We start from the raw sequence: 25,921 nt of genomic DNA, 5'->3' as shown, positions 1-25,921 counted from the left end.
CCGACAAAACCGCCCCAAAAAGCCCCAAAAAAGCCCACTAGGCGCTTTTTTGGGGCAAAAAAGGCCTCGCTTGACTTCGGCATGCGGTTCGGGTTGACTGAAACCAGAAAAGATCAATGATTGATATTTTTAACAACAAAGGTGTTGCATCATGTCGGTACCCCCGCGTGCCGTTCAGCTTAACGAAGCGAACGCGTTCCTTAAGGATCATCCTGAGGTTCTGTACGTAGACCTTCTAATTGCGGATATGAATGGTGTGGTGCGCGGTAAGCGCATCGAACGCACCAGCCTCCACAAGGTTTACGAGAAAGGCATTAACCTGCCTGCCTCTTTATTTGCCCTGGATATCAACGGCTCAACGGTGGAAAGCACCGGCCTGGGTCTGGACATCGGTGATGCTGACCGAATCTGTTATCCAATCCCCGACACCCTGTGCAATGAACCTTGGCAAAAGCGCCCTACCGCGCAACTGCTGATGACCATGCACGAAATTGAAGGTGAACCTTTCTTCGCCGATCCGCGCGAAGTGCTCCGACAAGTTGTGAGCAAATTCGACGAACTCGGTCTGACCATCTGCGCTGCCTTCGAGCTTGAGTTCTACCTGATCGACCAGGAGAACGTGAACGGCCGCCCACAACCGCCCCGCTCGCCGATCTCCGGCAAACGTCCGCACTCGACACAGGTCTACCTGATCGACGACCTCGACGAATACGTCGACTGCCTCCAGGACATCCTGGAAGGTGCCAAAGAGCAAGGCATCCCGGCTGACGCCATCGTCAAGGAAAGTGCCCCGGCGCAGTTCGAAGTGAACCTGCACCACGTGGCCGACCCGATCAAGGCCTGCGACTACGCGGTACTGCTCAAGCGCCTGATCAAGAACATCGCCTACGACCATGAGATGGACACCACCTTCATGGCCAAGCCTTACCCAGGCCAGGCAGGCAACGGTTTGCACGTACACATTTCGATCCTGGACAAGGACGGCAAGAATATTTTTGCCAGCGAGGATCCCGAGCAGAACGCCGCATTGCGTCACGCGATCGGCGGTGTGCTGGAGACCCTACCCGCCCAAATGGCGTTCCTGTGCCCTAACGTCAACTCCTACCGTCGTTTCGGCGCACAGTTCTACGTGCCGAACTCGCCGTGCTGGGGCCTGGACAACCGCACCGTCGCCATCCGCGTACCGACCGGCGCGGCTGACTCCGTGCGTATCGAACACCGCGTAGCCGGTGCCGATGCCAACCCCTACCTGCTGATGGCTTCGGTCCTGGCAGGCATACACCACGGTCTGACCAACAAGATCGAACCGGGCGCTCCGGTGGAAGGCAACAGCTACGAGCAGAACGAACAAAGCCTACCGAACAACCTGCGCGATGCCCTGCGCGAGTTGGACGACAGCGAGGTGATGGCCAAGTACATCGATCCTAAATACATCGATATCTTCGTCGCCTGTAAGGAAAGTGAGCTGGAAGAGTTCGAACACTCCATCTCCGACCTTGAGTACAACTGGTACCTGCATACCGTGTAAGCGGTGGTTGCACTGAAAAAACGTCGCAGGCCTTTGGTCTGTGGCGTTTTTTTATGGGTTGCTTTTGGTAGACCGAGTTGGCCTTATCGGGAGCAAGTCGAATCGTCGCACCGCCCCTCCCACAGTTGAACGAGTTTTCCTGAAGAAACCGGTTCGAGTGTGGGAGGGGCGGTGCGACGATTCGACTTGCCCCCGATGGCGGCTTGGCAGACAACACAGGCTCCTGCTCATACAATGCCCGCTGCCTTGTAGGAGACTTCCATGACCACCCGCCCCGCCGCCCCTCGCAAACCCCGCGCCCGCAGCCAGGCCCGGATCGACGCGATCCTCGACGCCGCCCGAACGTTGCTGGCGTCCGAAGGCGTGGCCGGTTTGTCGATCTACAGCGTGGCCGAGCGCGCACAGATTCCGCCGTCGTCGGTGTATCACTTCTTCGCCAGTGTGCCAGCACTGCTGGAAGCGTTGACCGCGGACGTCCATGCGGCATTCCGCGCCGCAATCCTGGCGCCCATCGAGCATGATTCGCTCAAGTATTGGCGCGACCTGTCTTACATCGTCGAACAGCGCATGCTCACCATCTACAGCAACGACGCCGCCGCCCGCCAGTTGATCCTGACCCAGCACGGTTTGACCGAAGTGAATCAGGCGGACCGCCAGCACGATCTGGAGTTGGGTGACTTGATGCTGGCCGTATTCAACCGGCACTTTGAAGTGCCGAGCTTGCCTGCGGACATGGATGTGTTTGCGTTAGCGCTGGAGCTGAGTGATCGCGTGTATGCGCGCTCGGTGCATCAGCATGGGCTGATCACGCCGCGTATGGCGGAGGAAGGGATGCGGGTGTTCGATGCGTATATGGGGCTGTATTTGCCGGCGTATTTGCCCAAGCGGGGCGTTACTGCCTGATGGATGCGTCTCCGGGCCGGGCCTCATCGGGAGCAAGCCCCCTCCCACATGTTGAATGTATTCACAGATCAAAATGTGGGAGGGGGCTTGCGACGATTCGACTTGCTCCCGATAGCGGCCTCAAGCGATCACAACTTGGCGATCGACACCTCGGTGGATTTCACAAAGGCAATCACCTCGCTGCCGATCACCAGCTCCAGCTCCTTGACCGAACGGGTGGTGATCACCGACGTCACGATGCCGGACGCGGTTTGCACGTCGATTTCCGAGAGCACGTCGCCTTCGACGATTTCCTTGATGGTGCCTTTGAACTGGTTACGCACGTTGATGGCTTTAATAGTCATGTCGTTTTTCCTTTAGGGGACAAGTGAGTTATTGCGCCCAACGCAATTGCGTAGGCAGCGGTGAAACAGGTTCGGGTTCCGGCGGGCTACCGGGCAGCGACAACACGCGGTTGAGCACTTGTGCTTCCAGCGCCGCCAGGCGATGCGAGCCTCGGGCGCGTGGACGCGGCAGGTCGACGATCAGGTCGAGGCCGATTTCGCCGTCTTCGATCAGGATCACCCGGTCGGCAATGGCCACGGCTTCGCTGACGTCGTGGGTCACCAGCAACACGGTGAAACCGTGCTTCTGCCAGAGGTTTTCGATCAGTTGCTGCATCTCGATGCGGGTCAACGCATCCAGCGCGCCCAACGGCTCATCGAGCAACAGCAGACGCGGCTGGTGAATCAGCGCACGCGCCAGGGCCACACGCTGCTTCTGGCCACCGGACAAGGCGGTCGGCCATTCATTGGCACGCTCGGCCAGGCCGACCGCTTCCAGCGCCTCCAGCGCCTTGGGACGCCAGTTGCCCTTGAGGCCGAGGCCGACGTTGTCGATGACCTTTTTCCATGGCAGCAGACGCGCTTCCTGGAACATCAATCGCGTGTCCTCAATCGCCTCGCTCAGCGGCGCGGCGCCGGCCAGCAGCTCACCGCTACTGGCTTTGTCCAGGCCGGCCAGCAGGCGCAGCAAGGTACTTTTACCGCAGCCACTGCGGCCGACCACAGCGACAAACTGGCCCGCCGGAATGTGCAGGTCGATGGCCTTGAGCACTTCCCGCGACCCAAAGGCCTTGCGCAACTTGCGCACCGCCAGCGGAATGCCGTTCAGCAGGCGCGGAGGTTGTTGAGCGGTCATGCCGCACCTCCTTTATTCACTTGATAGGCCGGATGCCAGCGCAGCCACACACGCTCCAGGCCACGCGCCGCGAGGTCGGCCAGCTTGCCGAGGACCGCGTACATGACGATGGCCAGCACCACCACGTCGGTTTGCAGGAATTCACGCGCGTTCATCGCCAGGTAACCGATGCCGGAACTGGCCGAGATGGTTTCCGCCACGATCAGCGTCAGCCACATAAAGCCCAGGGCAAAACGCACCCCCACCAGAATCGACGGCAGCGCGCCCGGCAGGATCACCTGGCGGAACAGGCTGAAGCCGGACAAGCCGTAGCTGCGCGCCATTTCCACCAGCGCCGGGTCGATATTGCGGATGCCGTGATACGTGTTGAGGTAGATCGGGAACAGCGTGCCAAGGGCGACCAGGAAAATTTTCGCGGTCTCGTCAATGCCGAACCACAGGATCACCAACGGGATCAGCGCCAGGTGCGGCACGTTGCGGATCATCTGCACCGAGCTGTCCAGCAGGCGCTCGCCCCACGTCGACAACCCGGTGATAAAGCCCAGGGCCAGGCCGATGCTGCCACCGATCACAAAGCCCAGGCCCGCACGCCAGCCGCTGATGGCCAGGTGCGTCCAGATTTCGCCGCTGCGCACCAGGTTGACCCCGGCCTCGATCACCGCACTCGGCGCCGGCAAAATGCGCGTCGACAACCAACCCGCCGACACCGACAACTGCCACACCGCCAACAGCAACACCGGCAGCACCCAAGGCGCCACGCGGTGGCTCAGTTTTTCCAGATTCATGGCGCCGCCTCAGCTCTGTGACGCAGCTTTGGGAAGGATGTCGTTGGCGACCATTTCGCCGAACGGGCTGACGTACCCAGCGCTTTTCGGCAACTCGGGACGTTCGATATCCAGGTGCGGGAACAGCAACTCGGCGACGCGATACGACTCTTCCAGATGTGGATAACCGGAGAAAATAAACGTGTCGATGCCCAGCGCCGCGTACTCCTTGACCCGCGCCGCAACCGTCGGGCCATCGCCCACCAGCGCGGTGCCGGCACCGCCGCGTACCAGGCCGACGCCGGCCCACAGGTTGGGGCTGACTTCGAGGTTGTCGCGGTTGCCGCCATGCAAGGCCGCCATGCGCTGCTGGCCGACCGAATCAAAACGCGCCAGGGAGGCCTGGGCGCGGGCGATGGTGTCGTCGTCCAGGTGCGAGATCAGTTTGTCGGCGGCTTTCCAGGCTTCATCGTTGGTTTCGCGCACGATCACATGCAGACGAATGCCGAAGCGCACAGTGCGCCCGAGTTTCGCGGCCTTGGCCCGTACCTGTTCGATCTTTTCCGCGACCGCAGCCGGTGGCTCGCCCCAGGTCAGCACCATGTCTACCTGTTCGGCTGCCAGGTCCTGGGCGGCTTCGGAGGAGCCGCCGAAGTACAGCGGCGGACGCGGTTGCTGGATCGGCGGGTAAAGCAATTTGGCGCCTTTGACGCTGATGTGTTCGCCGTCGTAATCCACGGTTTCGCCTTCCAGCACGCGGCGCCAGATGCGGGTGAACTCCACCGAAGCCTGGTAGCGCTCCTCATGACTGAGGAACAAACCGTCGCCGGCCAGTTCTTCCGGGTCACCGCCGGTCACCAGGTTGAACAGCGCACGGCCGCCGGACAGGCGATCGAGGGTCGCGGCCTGACGCGCGGCCACCGTCGGGGAAATGATCCCGGGGCGCAGGGCCACAAGAAACTTCAAACGCTGGGTCACCGGGATCAGCGAAGCGGCCACCAGCCACGAGTCTTCGCAGGAGCGCCCGGTGGGGATCAACACCCCGCCGAAGCCGAGGCGGTCAGCCGCCTGGGCCACTTGCTGCAGATAACCGTGATCGACGGCGCGAGCGCCTTCGGCGGTGCCAAGGTAATGGCCGTCGCCGTGGGTAGGCAGGAACCAGAAAATAGTGAGGCTCATGGAGTTGTCTCCTGAAGAAGTCGGATTACGGCGCTTTGGCCACAGCAGCGGGTGGCGTCCAGATCACGTCCTTGATGCTCAAGGGTTTGGGGATCAATTTGAGTTGATAGAAGCTGTCGGCAATCTTCTGCTGCGCGGCGACCACGGCCGGAGTCAGGAACAGCGCCCCGTAGCCCTGGCGTTTCACCGAGGTCAGGGTGATGTCCGCCGGCAGGCCGAGCAGCGGCGCAACTTGTTCGGTGACTTCCTGCGGGTTGGCCTTGGACCAGTCGCCCACCGCGCGCACTTCTTCCACCAGCGCCTTGATCACTTCGGGGTGTTTTTCGGCGTAGGGCTTGGTGGCCAGGTAGAACTGATGGTTGTCGGCAATCCCGGTGCCGTCACGCAGGGTTCGGGCTTGCAGTTGTTTCTCGGCGGCGGCCTGATACGGGTCCCAGATGACCCAGGCGTCCACGCTGCCACGCTCGAACGCAGCACGCGCATCGGCGGGCGGCAGGAACACGGTCTGCACGTCGGTGTATTTCAGGCCGGCATCTTCCAGGGCACGCACCAGCAGGTAGTGAACGTTGGAGCCTTTGTTGAGCACGACTTTCTTGCCCTTGAGCTCGGCCACCGATTTGATCGGCGAGTCTTTCGGCACCAGGATCGCTTCACTGGTCGGTGCCGGCGGCTCGTAGGCCACGTAGAGCAGATCGGCGCCGGCGGCCTGGGCGAATACCGGCGGGGTTTCACCGGTGACGCCGAAGTCGATCGAGCCGACGTTCAGGCCTTCGAGCAATTGCGGGCCGCCCGGGAACTCGGTCCACTGCACCTGCACACCGTCGGCGGCCAGGCGCTTTTCCAGGGTGCCCTTGGCCTTGAGCAGCACCAGGGTGCCGTATTTCTGATAGCCGATCCGCAGGGTTTCGGCGGCGTGGGCTTGAACAATGGCGCCGAAGGACACAGCCGCAGCAAACAGTGCGACCAGACCACGACGCAAGATGACAGTGCGCATGGCGCTCTCTCCAAAAATGCGATTGGGGGGTTGGCTGCACCTGCTTGGCCGTTGGCGGCTGAGTAAGGTGAGTACTTCTTGAATCGGTAAGGCTTAAATGCTCCAGCGAGCACTCAACAAACGTTCATTCAACACATGCGGGTCCAGCGGTTTCGGGCGACGGGCCATGGCGGCGTAAAAGGTTTCCAGGGCCTCGTTCAAGCGTTGTTCGAGGATCGGCACCAGTTGCGCCTGGGCACTGCCTTCGCCGTAGGCGATCTGACTGTCTTCGGCAAAGATCCCGTGGAGCAATTCCTGGGCTTTCAACGCCGACAGTACCGGCTTCAACGCGTAGTCCACCGCCAGCATGTGGGCGATGCTGCCGCCGGTGGCGATGGGCAACACCACCTTGTGGGCCAGGGCGCGTTCGGGCAGCAGGTCGAGCACGGTTTTCAGCGCGCCCGAGAACGAGGCCTTGTACACCGGCGTGGCGATCACCAGGCCATCGGCGTTGGCCACTTGTTGCAACAAGTCGATGACTTTGGGGCTGTCGAAACGCGCATACAGCAAGTCTTCGGCCGGAAAGTCGCGTATCTGATAACTCACCACTTCCACGCCCTGCTGTTGCAGCCACTGACGGGTTTTATCCAGCAAGACCCCGGAGCGGGAACGCTGGCTGGGACTGCCTCCAAGTGTTACGACCAGCATGTAGGAAATTCCTTTAGCAAGTGTCGGCGGTTCGCTGTGTGGCGATGGCGCCAAGATGGAACAAACCTTATCAGCAGATTTATATATCTATAAATCTTATTTTTTCATTTGTTTATTCTTTAAAAGAATATAAAACCAATCAATCGCCAGGCGAAAAAAAGGCCGTCGAAACGGCCTGAAAACCCCTGCTATGTGTGACTTGAAATGCGGTCAACCTGTGGGAGGGGGCTTGCTCCCGAAAGCAGTGTGTCAGTCGACACATTCAATCCTGACACACCGCCATCGGGAGCAAGCCCCCTCCCACATGGGTCCTGTGTCAGCGGTTGGGTTGCGGGGTGAGACGCAGGTACGGCTTCACCGCTCGATAACCCTTGGGAAAGCGCTTCTTGAGCTCCTCCTCATCCTTGAGCGACGGCACGATCACCACTTCATCGCCGTCCTGCCAATTGGCGGGCGTGGCGACTTTGTAGTTATCGGTCAGTTGCAACGAGTCGATGACCCGCAGGATTTCGTGGAAATTGCGCCCGGTGCTCGCCGGGTAGGTGATGGTCAGGCGAATCTTCTTGTTCGGGTCGATCACGAACAAGGAGCGCACGGTGAGGGTGTCACTGGCGTTCGGGTGGATCAGGTCGTAGAGGTCCGAGACCTTGCGGTCGGCGTCAGCCAGGATCGGGAAGTTGACGATCGTGTTCTGGGTTTCGTTGATGTCTTCGATCCACTTGTGGTGCGAGTCCACCGGGTCTACCGACAGGGCGATGGCCTTGACGCCGCGTTTGGCGAATTCGTCCTTGAGCTTGGCGGTGAAGCCCAGCTCGGTGGTGCATACCGGCGTGAAGTCCGCCGGGTGGGAAAACAGCACACCCCAGCTATCGCCCAGCCACTCGTGGAAACGAATCTTGCCGGCGCTGGAATCTTGTTCGAAATCGGGGGCGATGTCGCCCAGTCTTAGGCTCATGGTGTGGCTCCTGATGAATGCTTATGGAGCCCACTGTGCATGGATTACAGATTATTTAAAAAGAATAAATATCGATTTATTTAGACGATATAGGAATATTAAAAATGTGTTCACTAGACCTATGAACGGGCGAGGATCAACATTCATTCCAAGGTTCGAGAAGGCCTTGAGACGCTGTAAAAAGAGGGATTCAGGAAGGGCTTGCGGGGGTTGAGCCCGACTTGAAAAGCAAGACACCTTGCCCGGCATTGCGCCGGGCAAGGTTTTACAGGCTTACAACAGTGGGATCGAGTAGCTGACGATCAGGCGGTTTTCGTCCTGGTCGCGAGTAGCAACGTCGGTGCGCCACATAGCGTTTTTCCAAGCAACACCGAGGTTTTTCAGTGGGCCTTGTGGAATAACGTAAGCCAGGCTGATGTCACGTTCCCATTCAGACTTGTCACCAGTGGTGGTTTGAATGTTGGTACCTTTCAGGTAAACCACACCCGCGGTCAGGCCAGGTACACCCACTTGGGCGAAGTCATAAGCGTAACGCGCTTGCCAGGTACGCTCGCCGGCACGGGCGAACTTCTGGATTTGCATGTCGGTAGTGATGCTGGCCGACGAACCGTCACCCTGGTTCAGCCAAGGGAAGTCACTGTCACCCTTGGTGTACTGATAACCGCCACCGAAGGTGTGGCCGCTGACCGAATACAGTGCCAGGTAGCTGTACAGGTCGTTGTCGACCTTGCCGCTGGTAACCGGCTTGGTGCCATCGTCGTAGTAACCGCTGGTGTAGTAGCCGGAGGTGTTGGCGTTCGCACCGTTGTCACGGCTACGGTAGTAGCGCAGGTCACTTTTCAGCACACCAGGGCCGATTGCCCAGTTGTGTACCAGGCCCAGGAAGTTCTGGGAGTAGAAATCTTTCAGCTCGCCGAAGTAGTACGAAGCGGTCAGATCTTTGGTGACCTTGTAGTCAGCACCGGCGTAGTAGAACTTGTTGCTGAACTTGCCGGTGTCGTAGTTGGAGCTTTTGTTCGCGCCAGCAATCGAGAGGTTTTCGTTGTTGCTGGAGTTACGGCCCTTGGCCGACTCGATTTGACCAGCGGTCAGGGTCAAGTCTTTGATTTCGTTAGAAACGATCTCGCCGCCCTGGAAGGTCTGAGGCAACAGGCGACCGTCGTTGCTCTTGATCACCGGGTTGTTTGGCAGCAGGGTGCCCAATTTTGCCACGGTCTGGGAGATCTTGACCTTAGCGGTCAGACCCAGGCTGGCGTAGTCGTCCACAGCCTTATTGCCATCGCTTGGGAAGACGGTGCCGCCGGAGCCGGTGCCGTTGTAGTTACCGTGGTCTGCGCGGCTGGAGTCCAGACGCAGGCCGTACAGGCCAATGGCGTCAACGCCGAACTGAACGGTACCTTGGGTGAAACCCGAGATGAAACGCAGATCGAAGCCTTGGCCCCATTCGGCGTTCTTGCTACGGGTGTTCGAGGCAGCCGTTGGCTGGCCATCACGGTTGTCAGTGTTGATGTAGAAGTTACGCAGACCCAGTGTGGCCTTGCTGTCTTCGATGAAACCGGCGGCGCCTGCATGCTGGGCGATTGCCCCGAGTGCTACTGCCAATGCCAATGTGGACTTCTTCATGTACCGCTCCTCTCATTTCTAATTTTTGTATTTCTTTGGTCTCGGGTCTAACGCCCGAGATCCACAGATGCGCGATTAGCGCCAGATAGTGACCGCCAAGTCAATCGTAACCTTGTATGTCTACTACCTTCGTCTAATCGCAGTTTATTTGGTCCCTGCAGGGTAATGAGTTTTTCATACACCCAAAAAGAATTATTTCATTCTTTTTCATACTACTTTGGAATAAGCCTTTGCATGAAGCGGGGCACGTCAGAATAGACCAACCGCCGCACCAGCTAATTCCTAAAGGGTATTATTTTTCCGTTTTTCAGATCTTTTAGATCTGAACGCACCGTTACAGACCGTCAACCAGCGATCAAAAAAGGCGACGCCATCATGGCTAAACGCCCATCTTCCCGTCAATTTGTTACAGTTTTTGTATCGCTAACATTTCATCGCGCTGTCAGCGCCGCCGACCGAGCCGTCTGACAGCAGCAATTTCATACAATTTACCCATTGCCGACTTGATCATATCGGCTGAGATCAAGATTTCTAAAACTTTAGTAGGGGGGATGGTAGGCACATTGACGCACCCTTCGCCCGTGGGGCGTAGCGATATTCGAAGTGGGGGGCTGGTTTGGCTGCGATAGCGTTACGTCTGCATCGCAGGCAAGCCAGCGCCCATGGGGGTCAGCTCAGTGGCCGGGAGGGCTGGGTTTTACAGGGCCTTCTCGAAAATCTTCGAGTTACGCTGATAGTTGTACAGCGATGCCCGCGCCGAAGGCAGGCGCTCCACACTGCTGGGCACAAAGCCGCGCTCGCGGAACCAGTGCGCCGTGCGTGTGGTTAGCACGAAGAGCGTCTTCAAACCCTGCGCCCTGGCGCGGGTCTCGATGCGCTCCAGCAGCTCATCGCCGCGTCTGCCGTGGCGGTACTCCGGGTTGACCGCCAGGCACGCCAGCTCCCCCGCATCCGAATCGGCGATCTGATACAGCGCCGCGCAGGCGATGATCATGCCTTCGCGTTCGACCACGCTGAACTGCTCGATCTCACGCTCCAGCACTTCCCGCGAACGGCGTACCAGGATGCCTTGTTCCTCCAGCGGGCTGATCAGGTCGAGCAAGCCGCCAACGTCCTCGATCGCCGCCTCGCGCACCAGCTCGAATTGTTCCTGGGCCACCAGCGTACCGCCGCCGTCCCGGGTGAACAGTTCGGTGAGCAAGGCGCCGTCTTCGGCGTAGCTGACGATATGGCTACGCGCTACGCCGCCACGGCACGCCTCGGCAGCTGCATCGAGCAATTCCGCCTGGTAGTTACTGCCCAGGCGTTGCAGGTGCGCCGGCACTTGTTGCGGACGCAGTTCGCGCACCAGGCGACCATTTTCATCGATAAGGCCAGGATCAGCGCCGAACAGCAGCAGTTTGTCGGCGGCCAGGTCGATGGCGGCACGGGTGGCGACGTCTTCGCAGGCCAGGTTGAAGATCTCGCCGGTGGGCGAATAACCCAGGGGCGACAACAGGACGATGGAGCGCTCGTCCAGCAAGCGATTGATGCCTTTGCGGTCGACCCGACGCACTTCGCCGGTGTGGTGGAAGTCCACGCCTTCAAGGACGCCGATCGGGCGCGCCGTCACCAGGTTGCCGCTGGCCACGCGCAGGCGCGAGCCCTGCATCGGCGACGAGGCCATGTCCATCGACAGGCGCGCTTCAATGGCGATGCGCAGATGGCCGACCGCGTCGATCACGCACTCCAGCGTGGCAGCATCGGTGATGCGCAGGCCGTCATGGTAAGCCGGGATGAGGCCGCGTGCTTCAAGGCGCGCTTCAATCTGTGGGCGCGAACCGTGGACCAGCACCAGTCGCACGCCCAGGCTGTGGAGCAGCACCAGGTCGTGGACGATATTGCCGAAGTTCGGATGATCCACACCATCGCCGGGCAGCATGACCACAAAGGTGCAGTCGCGGTGGGCGTTGATGTAGGGCGAAGCGTGACGAAGCCAATTGACGTAGTCGGGCATGGAACCTGGGCCTGTAATAAAAAGCAGCCTAAAAAGGATGAGTCGTGAAAACGCACAGCAGGCTGATGGTTATCGTCGGAACAGGCTTGGGGACACGCTCGCTCTCCTTATGTACGCATGGGCAGGGGTTAAATCAGGCCGGTGTCAGGCAGTAATACTCGATCAGTTCCCGCAATAGACGCACTGTAGGCGTCAAGCGTGACATTTCGAGGTATTCGCCCGGCTGGTGGGCGCAGGCAATATCGCCAGGGCCAAGCACCAGGGTTTCACAACCAAGGCGCTGAAGATAAGGCGCTTCGGTGCCGAACGCTACTGCTTCGGCGCGATGACCGGTCAATCGTTCCGCAACCCGCACCAGCTCCGCGTCTTCGGCCTGCTCGAATGGCGGCACTTCAGGGAACAGCGGCGCATAGTCGATCTTCACCTTATGGCGCTCAGCCACCGGTTCGAGCTTCTGCCGGATCGCCGCGCGCAACACCTGCGGGTCCATGCCGGGCAAGGGCCGCAGGTCGAACTCCAGGGAACACTGGCCGCAGATGCGGTTGGGGTTGTCGCCGCCGTGGATGCAGCCGAAATTCAGGGTCGGTTGCGGCACGCTGAACTGCGGGTTGCGGTACTCGCGCTGCCAGGCCAGGCGCAGGCCGCGCAGTTCGCCGATGGCGTCGTGCATGGCTTCCAGGGCGCTGTGGCCCAAGCTCGGGTCCGACGAATGGCCGCTGCGACCGAGGATGTCGATGCGTTCCATCATCACGCCTTTATGCAGGCGGATCGGCTTGAGGCCCGTCGGCTCACCAATCACCGCCGCACGCCCCAGCGGGCGCCCGGCCGCCGCCAATGCACGGGCACCGGACATGGAGCTTTCTTCATCACAGGTGGCGAGAATCAACAGCGGTTGCTTGAACGGCTGATCGAGCAGTGGCAATACCGCTTCGATGGCCAGCGCGAAAAAACCCTTCATGTCGCAACTGCCCAATCCTACCCAGCGACCGTCGACCTCCGTCAGCTTGAGAGGGTCGGTCTTCCACAGCGCGGCGTCATACGGCACGGTATCGCTGTGGCCGGCCAACACCAGGCCACCGGGGCCCGTGCCGAAGCTGGCGAGCAGGTTGAACTTGCCGGGGCTGACAGGCTGGATGTCGATGGCGAAGCCCAGGTCGCCCAGCCAGCCGGCGAGCAGGTCGATCACCGGACGGTTGCTCTGGTCGAGAGACGCTTGGGTGCAACTGACCGACGGCGTGGCAATCAAGGCGGCGAATTGCTCTTTCATGGACGGTAACGGCATGCGCAGTCTCCCTACTTCCCGGATGAACCTCACTATAGAGGCATCTGCACGACACAATAAACCGTTGCGGCGCGTTGCCGGGCTCAGTCCTGTACACTGCACGACCTTGGCAGCCACTCTTTTTCCCGGCTGCGCTCCCGATCCTGGATTTTCCGGCCATGCAGAAAGAAACCGAAATCAAGCTCCGCGTCAGCCGCGAAACACTCGCCGCGCTACGTGAGCACCCGCTACTGAAAAAACGCAACAAAAGTGGCTGGGAACACCTTGAGTTGATGAACCAGTACTTCGACACCCCCGAGCGCGACCTGGCCAAGGCCAAAGTCGCCCTGCGTTTACGCAAGGACGGTGACACCGTGATCCAGACCCTCAAGACCCGCGGCCAAAGCGTCGCCGGCTTGTCGGAGCGTAACGAGTACAACTGGGAACTGCCCAAAGCCAAGCTCGACGTGAAAAAACTCGACGGCGAATGCTGGCCCGAGGAACTCGCCGAGCTGGACAAAAAGACCCTCAAGCCGATCTTCACCACCGACTTCGTGCGCGAACGCGCCGAAATCGCCTGGGGCCGGGGCAAGACCAAGGTGGTGATCGAAGCCGCACTGGACCTGGGCCATGTGGTGGCCGGCAAGCAGAAAGAAGAAATCTGCGAGTTGGAATTGGAACTGCGCGAAGGTGAACCCGCCGCCCTGCTGGAACTGGCCGCCGAACTGGCCGCGACCCTGGCGCTAATGCCATGTGACATCAGCAAGGCCGAACGCGGCTACCGCCTGTATGACGCCAGCAGCTATTCCCTGAGCCTGCCGGCGCCGCAATTGCACGCCGAAATGCCACTGGACGATGCCTTCGCCGCGATCATGTGGCACCTGCTGGGCAGCAGCCAGCGCCTGGCCGAGCAATACCGTTTCAATGGCCACTGGCGCCTGCTGCAGGACTGGGTCGACAACCTTGGCGAACTGCGCGCCCTGCTCGGCAGCCTCGGCCAGGCCGCGCCGCGTCAATCCACCAGCGAACTGCGCAGCGCACTGGACGCGTTGCTGGAAGACTGGCGCCCGCTGGTCCAGGCCGGTGACGACGATGAAGACATTCGCAAAGCCGCGCCGGAGCAATTCGCCGAGGAATTGACCGACGTGCGCTGGGGCCTGTTCTCGCTGAACACCTCCCGCTGGTTGCTGAACCGCACCTGGACCGCCGACCGCAACGTGCGCGGCAACCGCCAGGGCGCTGCGCAAATCACCAACTGGCTGCCACGCCTGCTGGCCGAAGATGCCGTCGCCCTGCAACTGCCGCGCTATCAGCAGCAACCGGAAGACCTGGCCGAGCAACTGCCGCGCATCGAACGCATCCAGGCCTGGCTGCACCACGCACGCCAGGTGGTAGACATCCCGGAACTCGACCGCCTGTACGGTGAATTGAACAAGCTGGTGCAACTGGCCAACCAGCCGATCACCGATGAATCGCTGGATGCGCGCATGCACCAGGCGATTGCGGTGTATCAGAACCGTGCCTGGAAGACCCTGCTGCGTCTGTAATATCGCCATCGGGAGCAAGCCCCCTCTCACTTTGGAATGCATTCCAATGTGGGAGGGGGCTTGCTCCCGATGAGGCCAGCCCTGTCAGCGCAATACTGGCAAGCTAGTGGTGGACTTGATCTCCGACAACGCCACGATCGAATTGACCTCCTGAATCCCCGGCACCATCGACAACTTCTCGAAGAAAAACCGCTCATACGCCTCGATATCCGACGTGACGATGCGCAGCAGAAAATCCACCGCCCCCATCAGCACATAACACTCCAAGACTTCGGGAAACCCACGGATCGCCTCGGTGAACTCGGTGAAGTTGGAGCGCCCGTGGGCATTGAGTTTGACCTCGGCAAAAATCTGCGTATTGAGGCCGATCTTCTTACGGTCCAGCAGCGTGACCTGACCGCGGATCACGCCCTCCTCCTTCAGCCGCTGGATTCGCCGCCAGCATGGCGATTGAGACAGGCCGACCTGCTCGGCGATCTGCGCGCTGGAGAGCGAGGCGTCCTCTTGCAGCAGGGCCAGGATACGGCGGTCGTAGACGTCCAGCTCGCTGTGCATAGAAATACCTATTGTTGTGGCTATCTTGAATTGATTTGTGCATTTTTCTGCGAATCAGGCTCATCTTAGATAAGAAATCTCCGCTGGCGAATGTAAAAATTTCTTCAGTCAAATCTGGAGAGTCAGCATGCACGCCGTCGAAACCACCTACTCCGCTACCCGCGTCGATGCGTGGGCCGTCAATAATCCCCATTGCCAGGCCCATTACCAGATCGTCGCCGAGGCCGAACCCGACGTGCTGTGCCGGGTGCTCAACTATTTCGCGCTGCAGTTCCTGACGCCCCGGCAGGTCGTTGTGAATCGCCAGGATGACTTGCTGACCCTCGATATCGTGATCGATGGCCTGAGCTGGCACCGCGCCCAAGTGATCGGTGAAAAGATTCGAAACCTGATCAGCGTGTGCTCGCTGGAGATGTGGGCGGCTGATTCCGGGCGGCCTCAGGCGGTGGTGGCAGGCGCCCGGTAAAAGCCTGCAATACACACTGGAAGGCAGCGAACCAGGGGCTGACTAGCCTGGGAATACACCCGGTGCCACCCAGGAATACCTCAATGTCTGTTGATCAGCGATTGGAATTGCCCACGTTGTTACCGGCCCTGGTCGAACAAGGCATGGTCACATTCGATGTGGCTCAGCGCTTGTCGACGCTGCCGCCCGTACCTAACCAGCATCCCCTGGAGTGCATCGCGGCCCAGGGGCCTTGCCTGGAAACCCTGACGCAATGGCTGGCGCAGCGTAGCGGGCAACCTTACCTGCGTATCGACCCGCTGAAGATCGATGTGGCGACGCTGGTGCCGTTGATGTCCCACGCGTTCGCCCAGCGCCACGGCATTCTTGCGGTGGCCGTGGATGCGCAGAGCATCACAGTTGCTAGCGCCGAGCCGTATGTCAGCGCCTGGGAAGCCGGGCTGGCGCAGGTGCTCAAGCGCTCGATCAAGCGCGTGGTCGCCAACCCCCAGGCCATCCAGCGCTGCATCGGGGAGTTTTACCGCCTGGCGAAGTCGGTCAGCGGGGCCGATCAAACAACGCCTGCGCCGGGCCATTTCGACCTGCTCAACCTCGGCGCCGGCGACCAGGCGCCGGATGCCAACGACGCGCATATCGTCAATATCGTCGACTGGCTGTTGCAGTACGCGTTCGGCCAGCGGGCCAGCGATATCCACATCGAGCCGTGTCGCGACCAGGGCCGCGTGCGTTTTCGCATCGATGGACTGCTGCATGACGTCTATCAGTTTCCGCCCCAGGTCACGATGGCGGTGGTCAGCCGCCTGAAAAGCCTGGGCCGGATGAACGTGGCGGAAAAACGCAAGCCGCAAGACGGGCGGGTCAAGACCAAAACCCCGGCGGGCGCGGAGGTTGAATTGCGCCTTTCAACCTTGCCCACGGCGTTTGGCGAGAAACTGGTGATGCGGATTTTCGACCCCCAGGTACTGCTCAGGGACTTCGACCAGCTTGGCCTCTCGGCCCAGGACCAAGAGCGCTGGCACAGCCTGACCCGCCAGACCCACGGCATCATCCTGGTCACCGGCCCCACCGGCTCCGGCAAGACCAGCACCCTCTACACCACCCTCAAGCGCCTGGCGAGCCGTGAGGTCAACCTGTGTACGGTGGAAGATCCGATCGAGATGGTCGAGCCGGCGTTCAACCAGATGCAGGTGCAGCACAATATCGGCCTGACCTTCGCCAGCGGCATCCGTGCGTTGCTGCGCCAAGACCCGGACATCATCATGATCGGCGAGATTCGCGACCAGGAAACCGCCGAGATGGCGATCCAGGCCGCGCTGACCGGGCACCTGGTGCTGTCGACCCTGCACACCAACGATGCGCCGAGTGCGATCAGCCGTTTGCAGGAACTGGGAATTGCTCATTATTTGATCAATGCCACATTATTGGGCGTGATGGCGCAGCGCCTGGTGCGACTCTTGTGTCCCGACTGCAAACGCACGACGAGCGGCAAGCACACCACAGCGATCGGGTGCGCAGAGTGTCGTGACAGCGGTTATCGTGGGCGCGCCGGGGTCTACGAAATCATGGTGCTGGACGACGCGCTCAAGTCGCTGATCACCCCTTGTACCGACGTGCAGGCCTTGCGCCGGACGGCGCTCCGGCAAGGTATGGGCAGCCTGCGAATGGCCGGCATGCACAGGGTTGAAGCCGGGCTGACCAGCCTGGCGGAAGTCTTACGGGTCACGCCTGGGGATTCAGAAACAAATCCGTTGGCTGTCGGGCGGTGAAATCCTTCTTATCGCAGACAACCCCGCTACAATCGGCCGAACGTCGTTTTACTGACATCTTCAGATAGGGAATCGCTATGCAGATCGGAACCGTACTGCTTCTTTTCGTGGGATTGGCCATCGCCATCCTGTTCATGGGCTTCAAAGTCGTGCCCCAGGGCTATCAGTGGACGGTCGAACGCTTCGGCCGCTACACCAACACGCTCAAGCCCGGCCTCAACATCATCATCCCGGTCATGGACCGCATCGGTCGCAAGATCAACGTGATGGAAAGCGTGCTGGATATCCCGCCCCAGGAAGTGATCACCGCCGACAACGCCACCGTGCAGATCGACGCCGTGTGCTTCTTCCAGGTGGTCAACACCGCCCAGGCCGCATATGAGGTGAACAACCTCGAACATGCCATCCGCAACCTGTTGCAGACCAACATCCGTACCGTACTCGGTTCCATGGAACTGGATGCGATGCTCAGCCAGCGTGACGGCATCAACGAAAAACTGTTGCGCACCGTCGACGAAGCCACGGCGCCGTGGGGTATCAAGATCACCCGGATCGAGATCAAGGACATCAGCCCGCCTGCTGACCTGATGGCCGCCATGTCGGGCCAGATGAAAGCCGAGCGGATCAAGCGTGCACAGATCCTCGAAGCCGAAGGCCTGCGGGCGTCGGCGATCCTGACCGCCGAAGGCAAGAAGCAGGCGCAGATCCTCGAAGCGGAAGGCGGACGCCAAGCCGCGTTCCTGGAGTCCGAAGCCCGCGAGCGTCAAGCCGAGGCAGAAGCCCGCGCCACCCAAGTCGTCTCCGAAGCGATCGCCACCGGTAACGTGCAGGCCATCAACTACTTCGTCGCACAAAAATACATCGATGCGCTGGGCAAACTGGCTTCCGCCAACAACAGCAAGGTGATCCTCATGCCGCTGGAAGCCAGCCAGGTGATCGGCGCTGTGGGCGGTATCGGCGAAATCGTCAAAGCGACTTTCGACAACAAGAAAGGCTGAGGCCATCGCCATGTGGGATTTCCTGCAGCATCTATCGTTTTGGGATTGGCTGGCGCTGGGGACGGTGTTGCTGATTCTTGAGGTGTTCGGCGCCGGCGGCTACCTGTTGTGGATGGGTATTGCCGCCGCTGCCGTGGGCGTGATCAAGTTCCTGGTGCCGCCGCTCGGGCTGGAATGGCAACTGCTGCTGTTCGCGGTATTGTCGATATTGACGGCGGTGTACTGGTGGAAACGCCAGCGCAGCAGCGCCAAGGCCAGCGACCAACCGGGGCTCAACGAGCGGGGTTCTGAGCTGATCGGCCACACGTTTGTCGTGCATCAGGCGATTGTGGATGGCCGCGGCAAGATAAAAGTCGGCGATGGCGTGTGGATCGTGACCGGCCCGGACACCCCCGTAGGCGCTCATGTACGCGTGATTGCACAGGATGGGACGGTTTTGCAGGTTGAAACTGTTTAGTCAGTGATGGAACTCGATTGGGTTAACTACAATCATAATGTACAGATAACCCACCCGGAGTCACCCGCCATGCGTCTCAAATATGCTGTCGCCACCCTCGCTGTGCTTTCCCTACCTGTCGGCTCAGCCATGGCCGACAGTTTCTGGCGCAATGTCATCTCGTCGGGCGCCACAACCGGCTCGACGTACCTGACCTTCAAGGACCACAAGCTGGTGGTTGCCGCCCAAGACGACGCAGGCAGTTTCGTTGCCAGCGACGGCGGCATCCGCGGCCCGTACCTGGAAGCCGCCATGCAGAAAGTCCGCGCCGACAACCCTGGCCTCCAAGCCACGGACATGGAATTGGCCAACGCTATCCTCGCGAAAAACGCTGTCACCGAGTAAGACTCGCCCCATAAAAAATGCCGCTTCTGAGCGGCATTTTTTTTGGATCATTTCCTACAGTCATCGCCCCCGGGCACTACGCAGATAGTCTATTTTTTCCAGCCGCTGACAGAGAAGTCCTGTCGAACCCTCAAGGGCTAGGCAACAAGCTAAGGGTTCCCTTTACATCAAGCGAATCCCCTCCATGCAAAAACTTGCCTACGCGCTGCTGCTCTCTGCGCTCTTTACCCCCTAAGCCCATGCAGAAAACTGGTACGGGTCGTTAAAGCTCAACCACGCCCGCCAGAATCTCTCCAGCGCTCTACTGACCAGCCCACGCGTCACCGACCGGGTGGAGGCGCCCGATAGCAGCAAGTCCATCGTCGCCTCTTTCGCCACGGGTTATGCCTTTGCCGATGGCTGGCGCCTGGAAGGGGAATACACCATGCCGAAGAATTCGACCTTCAAATCCTACTGGGCGCCCTTCAATGCCAACGTCAACAGCCTGCAGGTCCATAGCCAGCGCTTGATGCTCAATGGCTACAAGGACATCCCGATCAATGATTGGCTGTCGTTTTACGGCATGGCCGGGGTGGGGGTGGCGCGGATTAGCGCCGAGGGCTACCAAACCAACGAGACCCGGCGTTTTGCCAATAACCGCCAGCACAATTTCGCCTACAGCGTCGGCATGGGGCTGGAGGCCAAGATCAGCGAACAACTCACCCTCGGCGCCGGCTATCGCTATATCGCCATGGGCGATGTGGAAACGGGCTACAACACCTTCGCCAACCGCGTGAACGCACGGGATGAGCAGCTCAAAGGCAAGCTCAAAGAGCAGAATATGTTTCTGGAGGCGCGCGTTTCCTTCTGACTCGCAGCAGAAAATGCCGCGTTCAATGCGGTATTTTCGCCGTTTGGGTGACGTTTCATTCACAGAAGACAGGCTATATTCAGTCAAGCCGTGCAACCATGCCGGTATTGATACGCCTTCTCTCATCGTCTATCTGAAACGGATGCCTTCGTCGTCATGAGCCAACAGCCCTTTCTGCCATTTTCCAAACCTACCATTGATGAAGCCACCATCTCGGCGGTCGGTGATGTACTCCGTTCAGGCTGGATCACCAGCGGGCCGAAAGTGCAGGCGTTCGAAGCGCAGTTGTCGGAATACTTTGGCGGGCGACCGGTACGCACCTTCAACTCGGGCACCTGCACCATGGAGATCGCCCTGCGCATCGCCGGTATCGGGCCGGGTGATGAAGTCATCACCACGCCGATCTCCTGGGTCGCCACGGCCAACGTGATTCTGGAAGTCGGCGCCACGCCGGTGTTTGCCGATATCGACCCGGTAACCCGCAATATCGACTTGGCCCAGGTCGAAGCGGCCATTACCCCGCGCACCAAAGCGATCATCCCGGTGTACCTGGCCGGCCTGCCCGTGGATATGCCGATGCTTTACGCACTGGCCAACAAGTACAACCTGCGTATCGTTGAGGATGCCGCCCAGGCACTGGGTTCGAGCTGGAACGGTGAGCGGATCGGATCCACCGGCGACTTCGTGTCGTTCAGCTTCCAGGCGAACAAGAACATCACCTCTTCCGAGGGCGGCTGCCTGGTGTTGAACAACGCCGACGAAGCACGCCTGGCGGAGAAGTACCGCTTGCAGGGCGTCACCCGCACCGGCTTCGACGGCCTGGACGTGGATGTGCTGGGCGGCAAGTTCAACATGACCGACATCGCCGCCGCCATCGGCCTGGGGCAATTTGCCCATATCCAGGAGATCACCGCTCACCGCCAGAACCTGGCGCGGCACTACTTCAAGTGCTTCGGCAGTGATTTTGAAGAACAATCCGGCGCGCAACTGCCACCGGCAGATTTCGAAAACAGCAACTGGCACCTGTTCCAACTGGTCCTGCCGGAGCGCCAGGACGGTCTGCCCGCCCGTGCCACATTCATGGAGCAGATGCAGGCCCACGGCGTCGGCATTGGCTATCACTACCCGCCGATCCACCTGTTGAGCCTGTATCGGGCACAGGGTTTCAAGGAAGGCATGTTCCCGGTGGCGGAGCGTGTTGGGCGTTTGATCGTGTCGTTGCCGATGTTCACGGCGATGACAGAGGCGGATGTGGAACGCTCGGTAGCGGCCGTGAAGGCCGTGTTGAAACGCTGAAAGCCAGTTGCAGGAGCCGGGTGACCGGCTCCTGCAGCGGAATCACTCGCCGATGGCGGCCTTGTAGGCGTCAGCATCGAGCAATTTGGCCAGGTCGGCGTCAACGCTGCTTGGCTTGAGCTTGAAGATCCAAGCGCCGTAAGGGTCGGTGTTCAGCAACTCAGGGCTGCCACCCAGTTCTTCGTTAACCGCAATCACTTCGCCAGCAACTGGCGAGTAGATATCAGAAGCCGCTTTAACCGACTCCACGACACCCGCCGTGTCACCCGCCGCAAACACTTTGCCGACTTCGGCCAACTCTACAAACACCACATCACCCAAGGCTTCCTGGGCATGGTCGGAGATCCCGACGGTGACGGTGCCGTCGGCTTCCAAACGGGCCCATTCATGACTTTCGGCAAAACGCAGGCCGGCAGGGATATCGCTCATAGTCTATGTCCTCAAGAAGAAATGTCAGCGGCCATTGGCCTGCCGGAATAGTTAGATCAAGGTTTTACCATGGCGCACAAAGGTCGGTTTGACCACTCGAACCGGATACCACTTGCCGCGGATTTCCACTTCGGCCCGATCGGCTGTCGCCGTCGGTACACGCGCCAAAGCAATGGATTTGCTCAGCGTAGGAGAGAAACTACCACTGGTGATCTCCCCTTCGCCAACATTGGCGATACGAACCACCTGGTGAGCGCGCAAAACCCCACGCTCTTCCAGCACCAAACCGACCAATTTGGTCTGCACACCTGCCGCCAGTTCGGCTTCCAGCGCGGCGCGGCCGATGAAACGGCGCTCGGCCGGTTCCCAGGCAATGCTCCAGGCCATGTTGGCCGCCAGGGGCGAAACGTCCTGGTGGATATCCTGGCCATACAGGTTCATACCGGCTTCCAGGCGCAGGGTGTCACGGGCGCCGAGGCCGATGGGTGAAATACCCGCGCCCACCAGATCGTTGAAAAATCCTGGGGCCTGATCGGCTGGCAGGACAATTTCCAGGCCGTCTTCGCCGGTGTAGCCGGTGCGGGCGATAAACCAATCGCCGTCGGCCTGGCCTTCGAAGGGCTTTAGCTGGTGGATCAGGGTGCCACGCGACTGAGTCACCAGCTCGGCGATTTTCTGCCGGGCGTGGGGGCCCTGGATAGCGAGCATGGACAGTTCGGAACGCTCGTGCAGTTGCGCCTGATAAGTGCCCAACTGCGCCTGCATCCAGGCCATGTCCTGGTCACGGGTGGCGGCGTTGACCACCAGACGATAACCGGTGTCGGTGCGGTAGACGATCATGTCGTCCACCACCCCACCGTGCTCGTTGAGCATGGCGCTGTACAATGCACGGCCGCAGCCATGCAAACGGTCGACGTCATTGGCCAGCAGGTACTGGAGCCATTCCTTGGCCTGGGGGCCGGTGACATCGATCACGGTCATATGAGATACATCGAACACCCCGCAGTCGCGTCGCACCTGATGGTGTTCTTCCACTTGCGAGCCATAGTGCAGAGGCATATCCCAACCGCCAAAATCGACCATTTTCGCGCCGAGGGCGAGATGCAGGTCATACAGAGGCGTGCGCTGTCCCATGGGTTTCTCCTTCCGGGCTTGGCGAAGGTACGCAGGGCTGCGGGATGGGCTGAACACCTTGAATTAAAAGGCCTGCCGCCACATCCAACGAGCCGGTCCGAAACACGGAGCGTACCGAATGCCGCGCATTGTAGCCTCAAGCCGTAGGACTGGCACCTAACCGATTTGTCGAGCGGAGCGTCGTATCAGTCCAACCACCGGCAACAGGCCGACCAGCACCAAGGTCAAGGCTGGCAATGATGCCCGCGCCCACTCCCCTTCACTGGTCATCTCAAAGATCCGCACCGCCAGGGTGTCCCAGCCAAACGGGCGCATCAGCAGGGTCGCGGGCATTTCCTTGAGCACGTCGACGAACACCAGCAACGCGGCGCTCAGGGTGCCCGGCAGCAATAACGGAAGATACACTTTGCAAAACAGTCGTGGGCCGCTCACCCCAAGGCTGCGCGCCGCTTCGGGCAACGATGGACGAATACGCGCCAAGCTGTTTTCCAGCGGCCCGTAAGCCACCGCCAGGAAGCGCACCAGATACGCCAGCACCAAGGCCGACAAACTGCCCAGCAACAAGGGCTTGCCCGCGCCGCCGAGCCAGCCCGACAACGGCACCACCCATTCACGGTCCAGGTAACTGAACGCCAACATGATCGACACCGCCAGTACCGAGCCCGGCAAGGCATATCCGACGTTGGCCAGGCCGATGGCGGAACGAATCGCCCGGGTCGGTGCCAGGCGGTTGGCGAAGGCCAGGATCAGGGCCACGCCGACAGTGACCAGCGCCGCGATACCGCCCAGGTAGAGGGTGTGGACGATCAGGCCCGTATAGCGCTCGTCCAGGTCGAAGCGGCCGCGCTGCCAGAACCAGGCGACCAGTTGCAGCATCGGAATGACAAAGGCACAGGCAAACACCAGGCCGCACCAACCACTCGCCACCGCCGCCTTCCACCCGCGCAGGTGATACAGCGCCTTGCCGCGCGGCCGCTCATTGCTCGGCCGACTGGCACCGCGGGCACGACGCTCGCCGTACAGCACCAGCATCACCACCAGCAGCAACAGGCTGGCCAGTTGGGCCGCGCTGGACAGGCTGAAAAAGCCGTACCAGGTCTTGTAAATGGCGGTGGTGAAGGTATCGAAGTTGAACACCGAGACCGCACCGAAATCCGCCAAGGTCTCCATCAGCGCCAGGGCCACCCCGGCGCCAATCGCCGGCCGCGCCATGGGCAGGGCCACGCGCCAGAAGGCTTGCCAGGGCGATTGCCCCAGCACGCGCGCCGCTTCCATCAGGCCCTTGCCCTGGGCCAGGAACGCCGTGCGCGCCAGCAAATAAACGTAGGGATAAAACACCAGCACCAACACGACGACCACCCCACCGGTGGAGCGCACGCGGGGCAGGCGCAAGCCGCTGCCGAATGTTTCACGCAGCAGGGTTTGCACCGGCCCCGCGAAGTCCAGCAGGCCGACAAACACAAACGCCAGCACATACGCCGGGATCGCGAACGGCAGCATCAGCGCCCAATCGAGCCAGCGCCGCCCGGGAAATTCGCAGAGGCTGGTCAGCCACGCCAGGCTCACACCCAACAGGGTCACGCCGACGCCAACGCCGAGCACCAGGGTCAAGGTATTGCCCAACAGGCGCGGCATCTGGGTTTCCCACAGATGGGACCAGATTTGCACATCGATACTTTGCCAGGACAGCAACAGCACGCTCAGCGGCAGCAACACCAGGGCGGCGACGCTGAAGACCGGCAGGTACCAGCGGCGTTGGGCGGAGTGGGCCAAGAGCAAATTCCCTGGGAAAGGATGATCTACAGACAGACACAAAACAGTGCGGGAGGGAGCTTGCTCCCGATAGCGCAGTGCCAGTCACCTCATCAGTGACTGACCGACCGCCATCAGGAGCAAGCCCCCTCCCACAGACACATTCAGTTCCAGCCGGCCCGATCCATCAAGCGAATCGCCTCTGCCTGGCGCTTGCCCGCCACTTCCACCGGCAAGGTGTCCGCCACGAACTTGCCCCAACTGGCCACTTCAGCCGACGGCGCCACCACCGGGTTGGCCGGGAACTCCTGGTTCACGTCGGCAAAAATCTTCTGCGCCTCAGGCGTGGTCATCCATTCCACCAGCGCCTTGGCCGCTTCGGGGTGCGGCGCGTGCTTGGTCAGGCCGATGCCGGACAGGTTCACATGCACGCCACGGTCGCCCTGGTTCGGCCAGAACAGCTTCACCGCCAGGTTCGGCTTCTGCTTGTGCAGGCGGCCGTAGTAGTAAGTGTTGACGATGCCAACGTCGCACTGCCCGGCGTTGATCGCTTCGAGCACGGCGATGTCGTCGGAGAACACATCGGTGGACAGGTTATTGACCCAGCCCTTGACGATTTCTTCGGTCTTGGCCGCGCCATGGGTTTCGATCAGGGTGGCGGTCAGCGACTGGTTGTAGACCTTTTTCGCCGTGCGCAGGCACAGGCGGCCTTCCCATTGTTTGTCGGCCAGGGCTTCGTAGGTGGTCAGCTCGCCCGGCTTCACCCGGTCGGTGGAATAGGCTAGGGTCCGCGCACGCAGGCTCAACCCGGTCCAGGCATGGGTGGACGAGCGGTATTGCAGCGGAATATTGGCGTCGATCACCTTGGAGGTGAACGGTTGCAGGATGCCCATCTGCTCGGCCTGCCAGAGGTTGCCGGCGTCCACGGTGAGCAGCAGGTCGGCGGTAGCGTTTTCGCCCTCGGCCTTGATGCGCTGCATCAGAGGGGCTTCCTTGTCGGTGATGAACTTCACCTGCACCCCGGTTTTCTGGGTGTAGGCATCGAACACCGGCTTGATCAGTTCGTCGATGCGCGAGGAGTAGACCACGACTTCGTCGGCCGCCTGCACGGTGGAGCTGCCGATGAGGGTGAGTGCCAGGGCAGTCAGGAGGCGCTTGGGTGCCGACATGGGTGCGGTCTCTCGTGAACAAAAGAGCACAAATGATAAGGACTCACAT

24 protein-coding genes and 1 pseudogene are annotated in these 25,921 nt (G+C 60.5%); 10 read left to right on the top strand and 15 right to left on the bottom strand.

What is annotated here, in order from left to right:
* Window positions 1–151: 151 nt before the first annotated feature.
* Window positions 152–1,528: a glutamine synthetase family protein gene (locus tag ACP7CJ_RS07545; protein WP_247402177.1), complete on the top strand. Its 1,377-nt coding sequence runs from the start codon at window positions 152–154 to the stop codon at window positions 1,526–1,528.
* Window positions 1,529–1,789: 261 nt separating this feature from the next.
* A complete protein-coding gene (locus tag ACP7CJ_RS07540) occupies window positions 1,790–2,431 on the top strand; it encodes a TetR/AcrR family transcriptional regulator (RefSeq protein WP_276195348.1) in 642 nt (213 codons plus the stop codon).
* 128 nt (window positions 2,432–2,559) lie between these two features.
* On the opposite strand, the gene ACP7CJ_RS07535 is transcribed toward ACP7CJ_RS07540, so the two are convergent.
* From ACP7CJ_RS07535 to argE, 10 genes are all read right to left on the bottom strand, one after another.
* Complete coding sequence (locus tag ACP7CJ_RS07535) at window positions 2,560–2,775, bottom strand: TOBE domain-containing protein (RefSeq protein WP_003213899.1); 216 nt, start codon at window positions 2,773–2,775, stop codon at window positions 2,560–2,562.
* A 28-nt stretch (window positions 2,776–2,803) separates the two neighbouring features.
* Window positions 2,804–3,610, bottom strand: a complete 807-nt coding sequence (ssuB, locus tag ACP7CJ_RS07530; protein ID WP_276195349.1) for an aliphatic sulfonates ABC transporter ATP-binding protein — start codon at window positions 3,608–3,610, stop codon at window positions 2,804–2,806.
* Complete coding sequence (gene ssuC / locus ACP7CJ_RS07525) at window positions 3,607–4,395, bottom strand: aliphatic sulfonate ABC transporter permease SsuC (protein WP_276195351.1); 789 nt, start codon at window positions 4,393–4,395, stop codon at window positions 3,607–3,609. Before ssuC ends, ssuB begins: the two co-directional genes overlap by 4 nt.
* A 9-nt stretch (window positions 4,396–4,404) precedes the next feature.
* The gene (ssuD, locus tag ACP7CJ_RS07520) at window positions 4,405–5,553 is read right to left on the bottom strand and encodes an FMNH2-dependent alkanesulfonate monooxygenase (protein ID WP_247402582.1); all 1,149 of its coding nucleotides are present in this window, start codon (window positions 5,551–5,553) and stop codon (window positions 4,405–4,407) included.
* A 25-nt stretch (window positions 5,554–5,578) separates the two neighbouring features.
* Window positions 5,579–6,547: a sulfonate ABC transporter substrate-binding protein gene (locus ACP7CJ_RS07515; protein ID WP_276195352.1), complete on the bottom strand. Its 969-nt coding sequence runs from the start codon at window positions 6,545–6,547 to the stop codon at window positions 5,579–5,581.
* 93 nt (window positions 6,548–6,640) lie between these two features.
* Complete coding sequence (gene ssuE, locus ACP7CJ_RS07510) at window positions 6,641–7,234, bottom strand: NADPH-dependent FMN reductase (protein ID WP_276195353.1); 594 nt, start codon at window positions 7,232–7,234, stop codon at window positions 6,641–6,643.
* Window positions 7,235–7,550: 316 nt separating this feature from the next.
* Window positions 7,551–8,189 (bottom strand): peroxiredoxin, encoded by a 639-nt coding sequence (locus tag ACP7CJ_RS07505; protein ID WP_276195354.1) that lies wholly within the window; start codon window positions 8,187–8,189, stop codon window positions 7,551–7,553.
* A 273-nt stretch (window positions 8,190–8,462) separates the two neighbouring features.
* The gene (locus ACP7CJ_RS07500) at window positions 8,463–9,812 is read right to left on the bottom strand and encodes an OprD family porin (RefSeq protein WP_426099940.1); all 1,350 of its coding nucleotides are present in this window, start codon (window positions 9,810–9,812) and stop codon (window positions 8,463–8,465) included.
* Between the two features lie 697 nt (window positions 9,813–10,509).
* A complete protein-coding gene (argA, locus tag ACP7CJ_RS07495; protein ID WP_426099939.1) occupies window positions 10,510–11,808 on the bottom strand; it encodes an amino-acid N-acetyltransferase in 1,299 nt (432 codons plus the stop codon).
* Window positions 11,809–11,941: 133 nt separating this feature from the next.
* Window positions 11,942–13,090 (bottom strand): acetylornithine deacetylase, encoded by a 1,149-nt coding sequence (gene argE / locus ACP7CJ_RS07490; protein WP_426099938.1) that lies wholly within the window; start codon window positions 13,088–13,090, stop codon window positions 11,942–11,944.
* A 158-nt stretch (window positions 13,091–13,248) separates the two neighbouring features.
* Here argE and ACP7CJ_RS07485 point away from each other — a divergent pair, with 158 nt between their 5' ends.
* Window positions 13,249–14,616 (top strand): inorganic triphosphatase, encoded by a 1,368-nt coding sequence (locus ACP7CJ_RS07485; protein WP_426099937.1) that lies wholly within the window; start codon window positions 13,249–13,251, stop codon window positions 14,614–14,616.
* Window positions 14,617–14,700: 84 nt separating this feature from the next.
* On the opposite strand, the gene ACP7CJ_RS07480 is transcribed toward ACP7CJ_RS07485, so the two are convergent.
* On the bottom strand, window positions 14,701–15,171 hold the full coding sequence (locus tag ACP7CJ_RS07480; RefSeq protein WP_010167872.1) for an Lrp/AsnC family transcriptional regulator: 471 nt from the start codon (window positions 15,169–15,171) through the stop codon (window positions 14,701–14,703).
* Between the two features lie 127 nt (window positions 15,172–15,298).
* Between ACP7CJ_RS07480 and ACP7CJ_RS07475 the strand changes: the two genes are divergently transcribed.
* From ACP7CJ_RS07475 to ACP7CJ_RS07445, 7 genes and pseudogenes are all read left to right on the top strand, one after another.
* Window positions 15,299–15,637: a hypothetical protein gene (locus ACP7CJ_RS07475; RefSeq protein WP_426099936.1), complete on the top strand. Its 339-nt coding sequence runs from the start codon at window positions 15,299–15,301 to the stop codon at window positions 15,635–15,637.
* A gap of 83 nt (window positions 15,638–15,720) precedes the next feature.
* A complete protein-coding gene (locus ACP7CJ_RS07470) occupies window positions 15,721–17,403 on the top strand; it encodes a GspE/PulE family protein (protein WP_426099935.1) in 1,683 nt (560 codons plus the stop codon).
* 77 nt (window positions 17,404–17,480) lie between these two features.
* Window positions 17,481–18,401 (top strand): SPFH domain-containing protein, encoded by a 921-nt coding sequence (locus ACP7CJ_RS07465; RefSeq protein WP_046381704.1) that lies wholly within the window; start codon window positions 17,481–17,483, stop codon window positions 18,399–18,401.
* A 10-nt stretch (window positions 18,402–18,411) separates the two neighbouring features.
* Complete coding sequence (locus ACP7CJ_RS07460) at window positions 18,412–18,858, top strand: NfeD family protein (RefSeq protein ID WP_426099934.1); 447 nt, start codon at window positions 18,412–18,414, stop codon at window positions 18,856–18,858.
* A gap of 69 nt (window positions 18,859–18,927) precedes the next feature.
* Window positions 18,928–19,242 (top strand): DUF2388 domain-containing protein, encoded by a 315-nt coding sequence (locus ACP7CJ_RS07455; protein WP_003176799.1) that lies wholly within the window; start codon window positions 18,928–18,930, stop codon window positions 19,240–19,242.
* Between the two features lie 184 nt (window positions 19,243–19,426).
* Window positions 19,427–20,092: pseudogene (locus ACP7CJ_RS07450) on the top strand (outer membrane protein).
* Window positions 20,093–20,248: 156 nt separating this feature from the next.
* A complete protein-coding gene (locus ACP7CJ_RS07445) occupies window positions 20,249–21,388 on the top strand; it encodes a DegT/DnrJ/EryC1/StrS family aminotransferase (protein WP_276195363.1) in 1,140 nt (379 codons plus the stop codon).
* Between the two features lie 42 nt (window positions 21,389–21,430).
* Here ACP7CJ_RS07445 and gcvH read toward each other — a convergent pair whose 3' ends face one another.
* The 4 genes from gcvH to ACP7CJ_RS07425 form a co-directional block, all read right to left on the bottom strand.
* Complete coding sequence (gene gcvH / locus ACP7CJ_RS07440; RefSeq protein WP_276195364.1) at window positions 21,431–21,817, bottom strand: glycine cleavage system protein GcvH; 387 nt, start codon at window positions 21,815–21,817, stop codon at window positions 21,431–21,433.
* 51 nt (window positions 21,818–21,868) lie between these two features.
* Complete coding sequence (gene gcvT / locus ACP7CJ_RS07435) at window positions 21,869–22,951, bottom strand: glycine cleavage system aminomethyltransferase GcvT (RefSeq protein WP_426099933.1); 1,083 nt, start codon at window positions 22,949–22,951, stop codon at window positions 21,869–21,871.
* Between the two features lie 156 nt (window positions 22,952–23,107).
* Entirely contained in the window at window positions 23,108–24,724 is a 1,617-nt protein-coding gene (locus ACP7CJ_RS07430) for an ABC transporter permease (RefSeq protein WP_426099932.1), read from the bottom strand.
* Between the two features lie 143 nt (window positions 24,725–24,867).
* Window positions 24,868–25,872 carry an extracellular solute-binding protein gene (locus ACP7CJ_RS07425; protein ID WP_276195367.1) on the bottom strand — a complete coding sequence of 335 codons (1,005 nt, stop codon included), beginning with the start codon at window positions 25,870–25,872 and terminating at the stop codon, window positions 24,868–24,870.
* Window positions 25,873–25,921: the final 49 nt, after the last annotated feature.

The sequence above is a fragment of the Pseudomonas sp. PSPC3-2 genome, from assembly GCF_049897085.1.
GTDB classification, from domain to species: Bacteria; Pseudomonadota; Gammaproteobacteria; order Pseudomonadales; family Pseudomonadaceae; genus Aquipseudomonas; species Aquipseudomonas paraveronii.
Note: the sequence above shows the minus strand (reverse complement) of the source record. Positions and strands in the feature narration are given on the sequence as shown.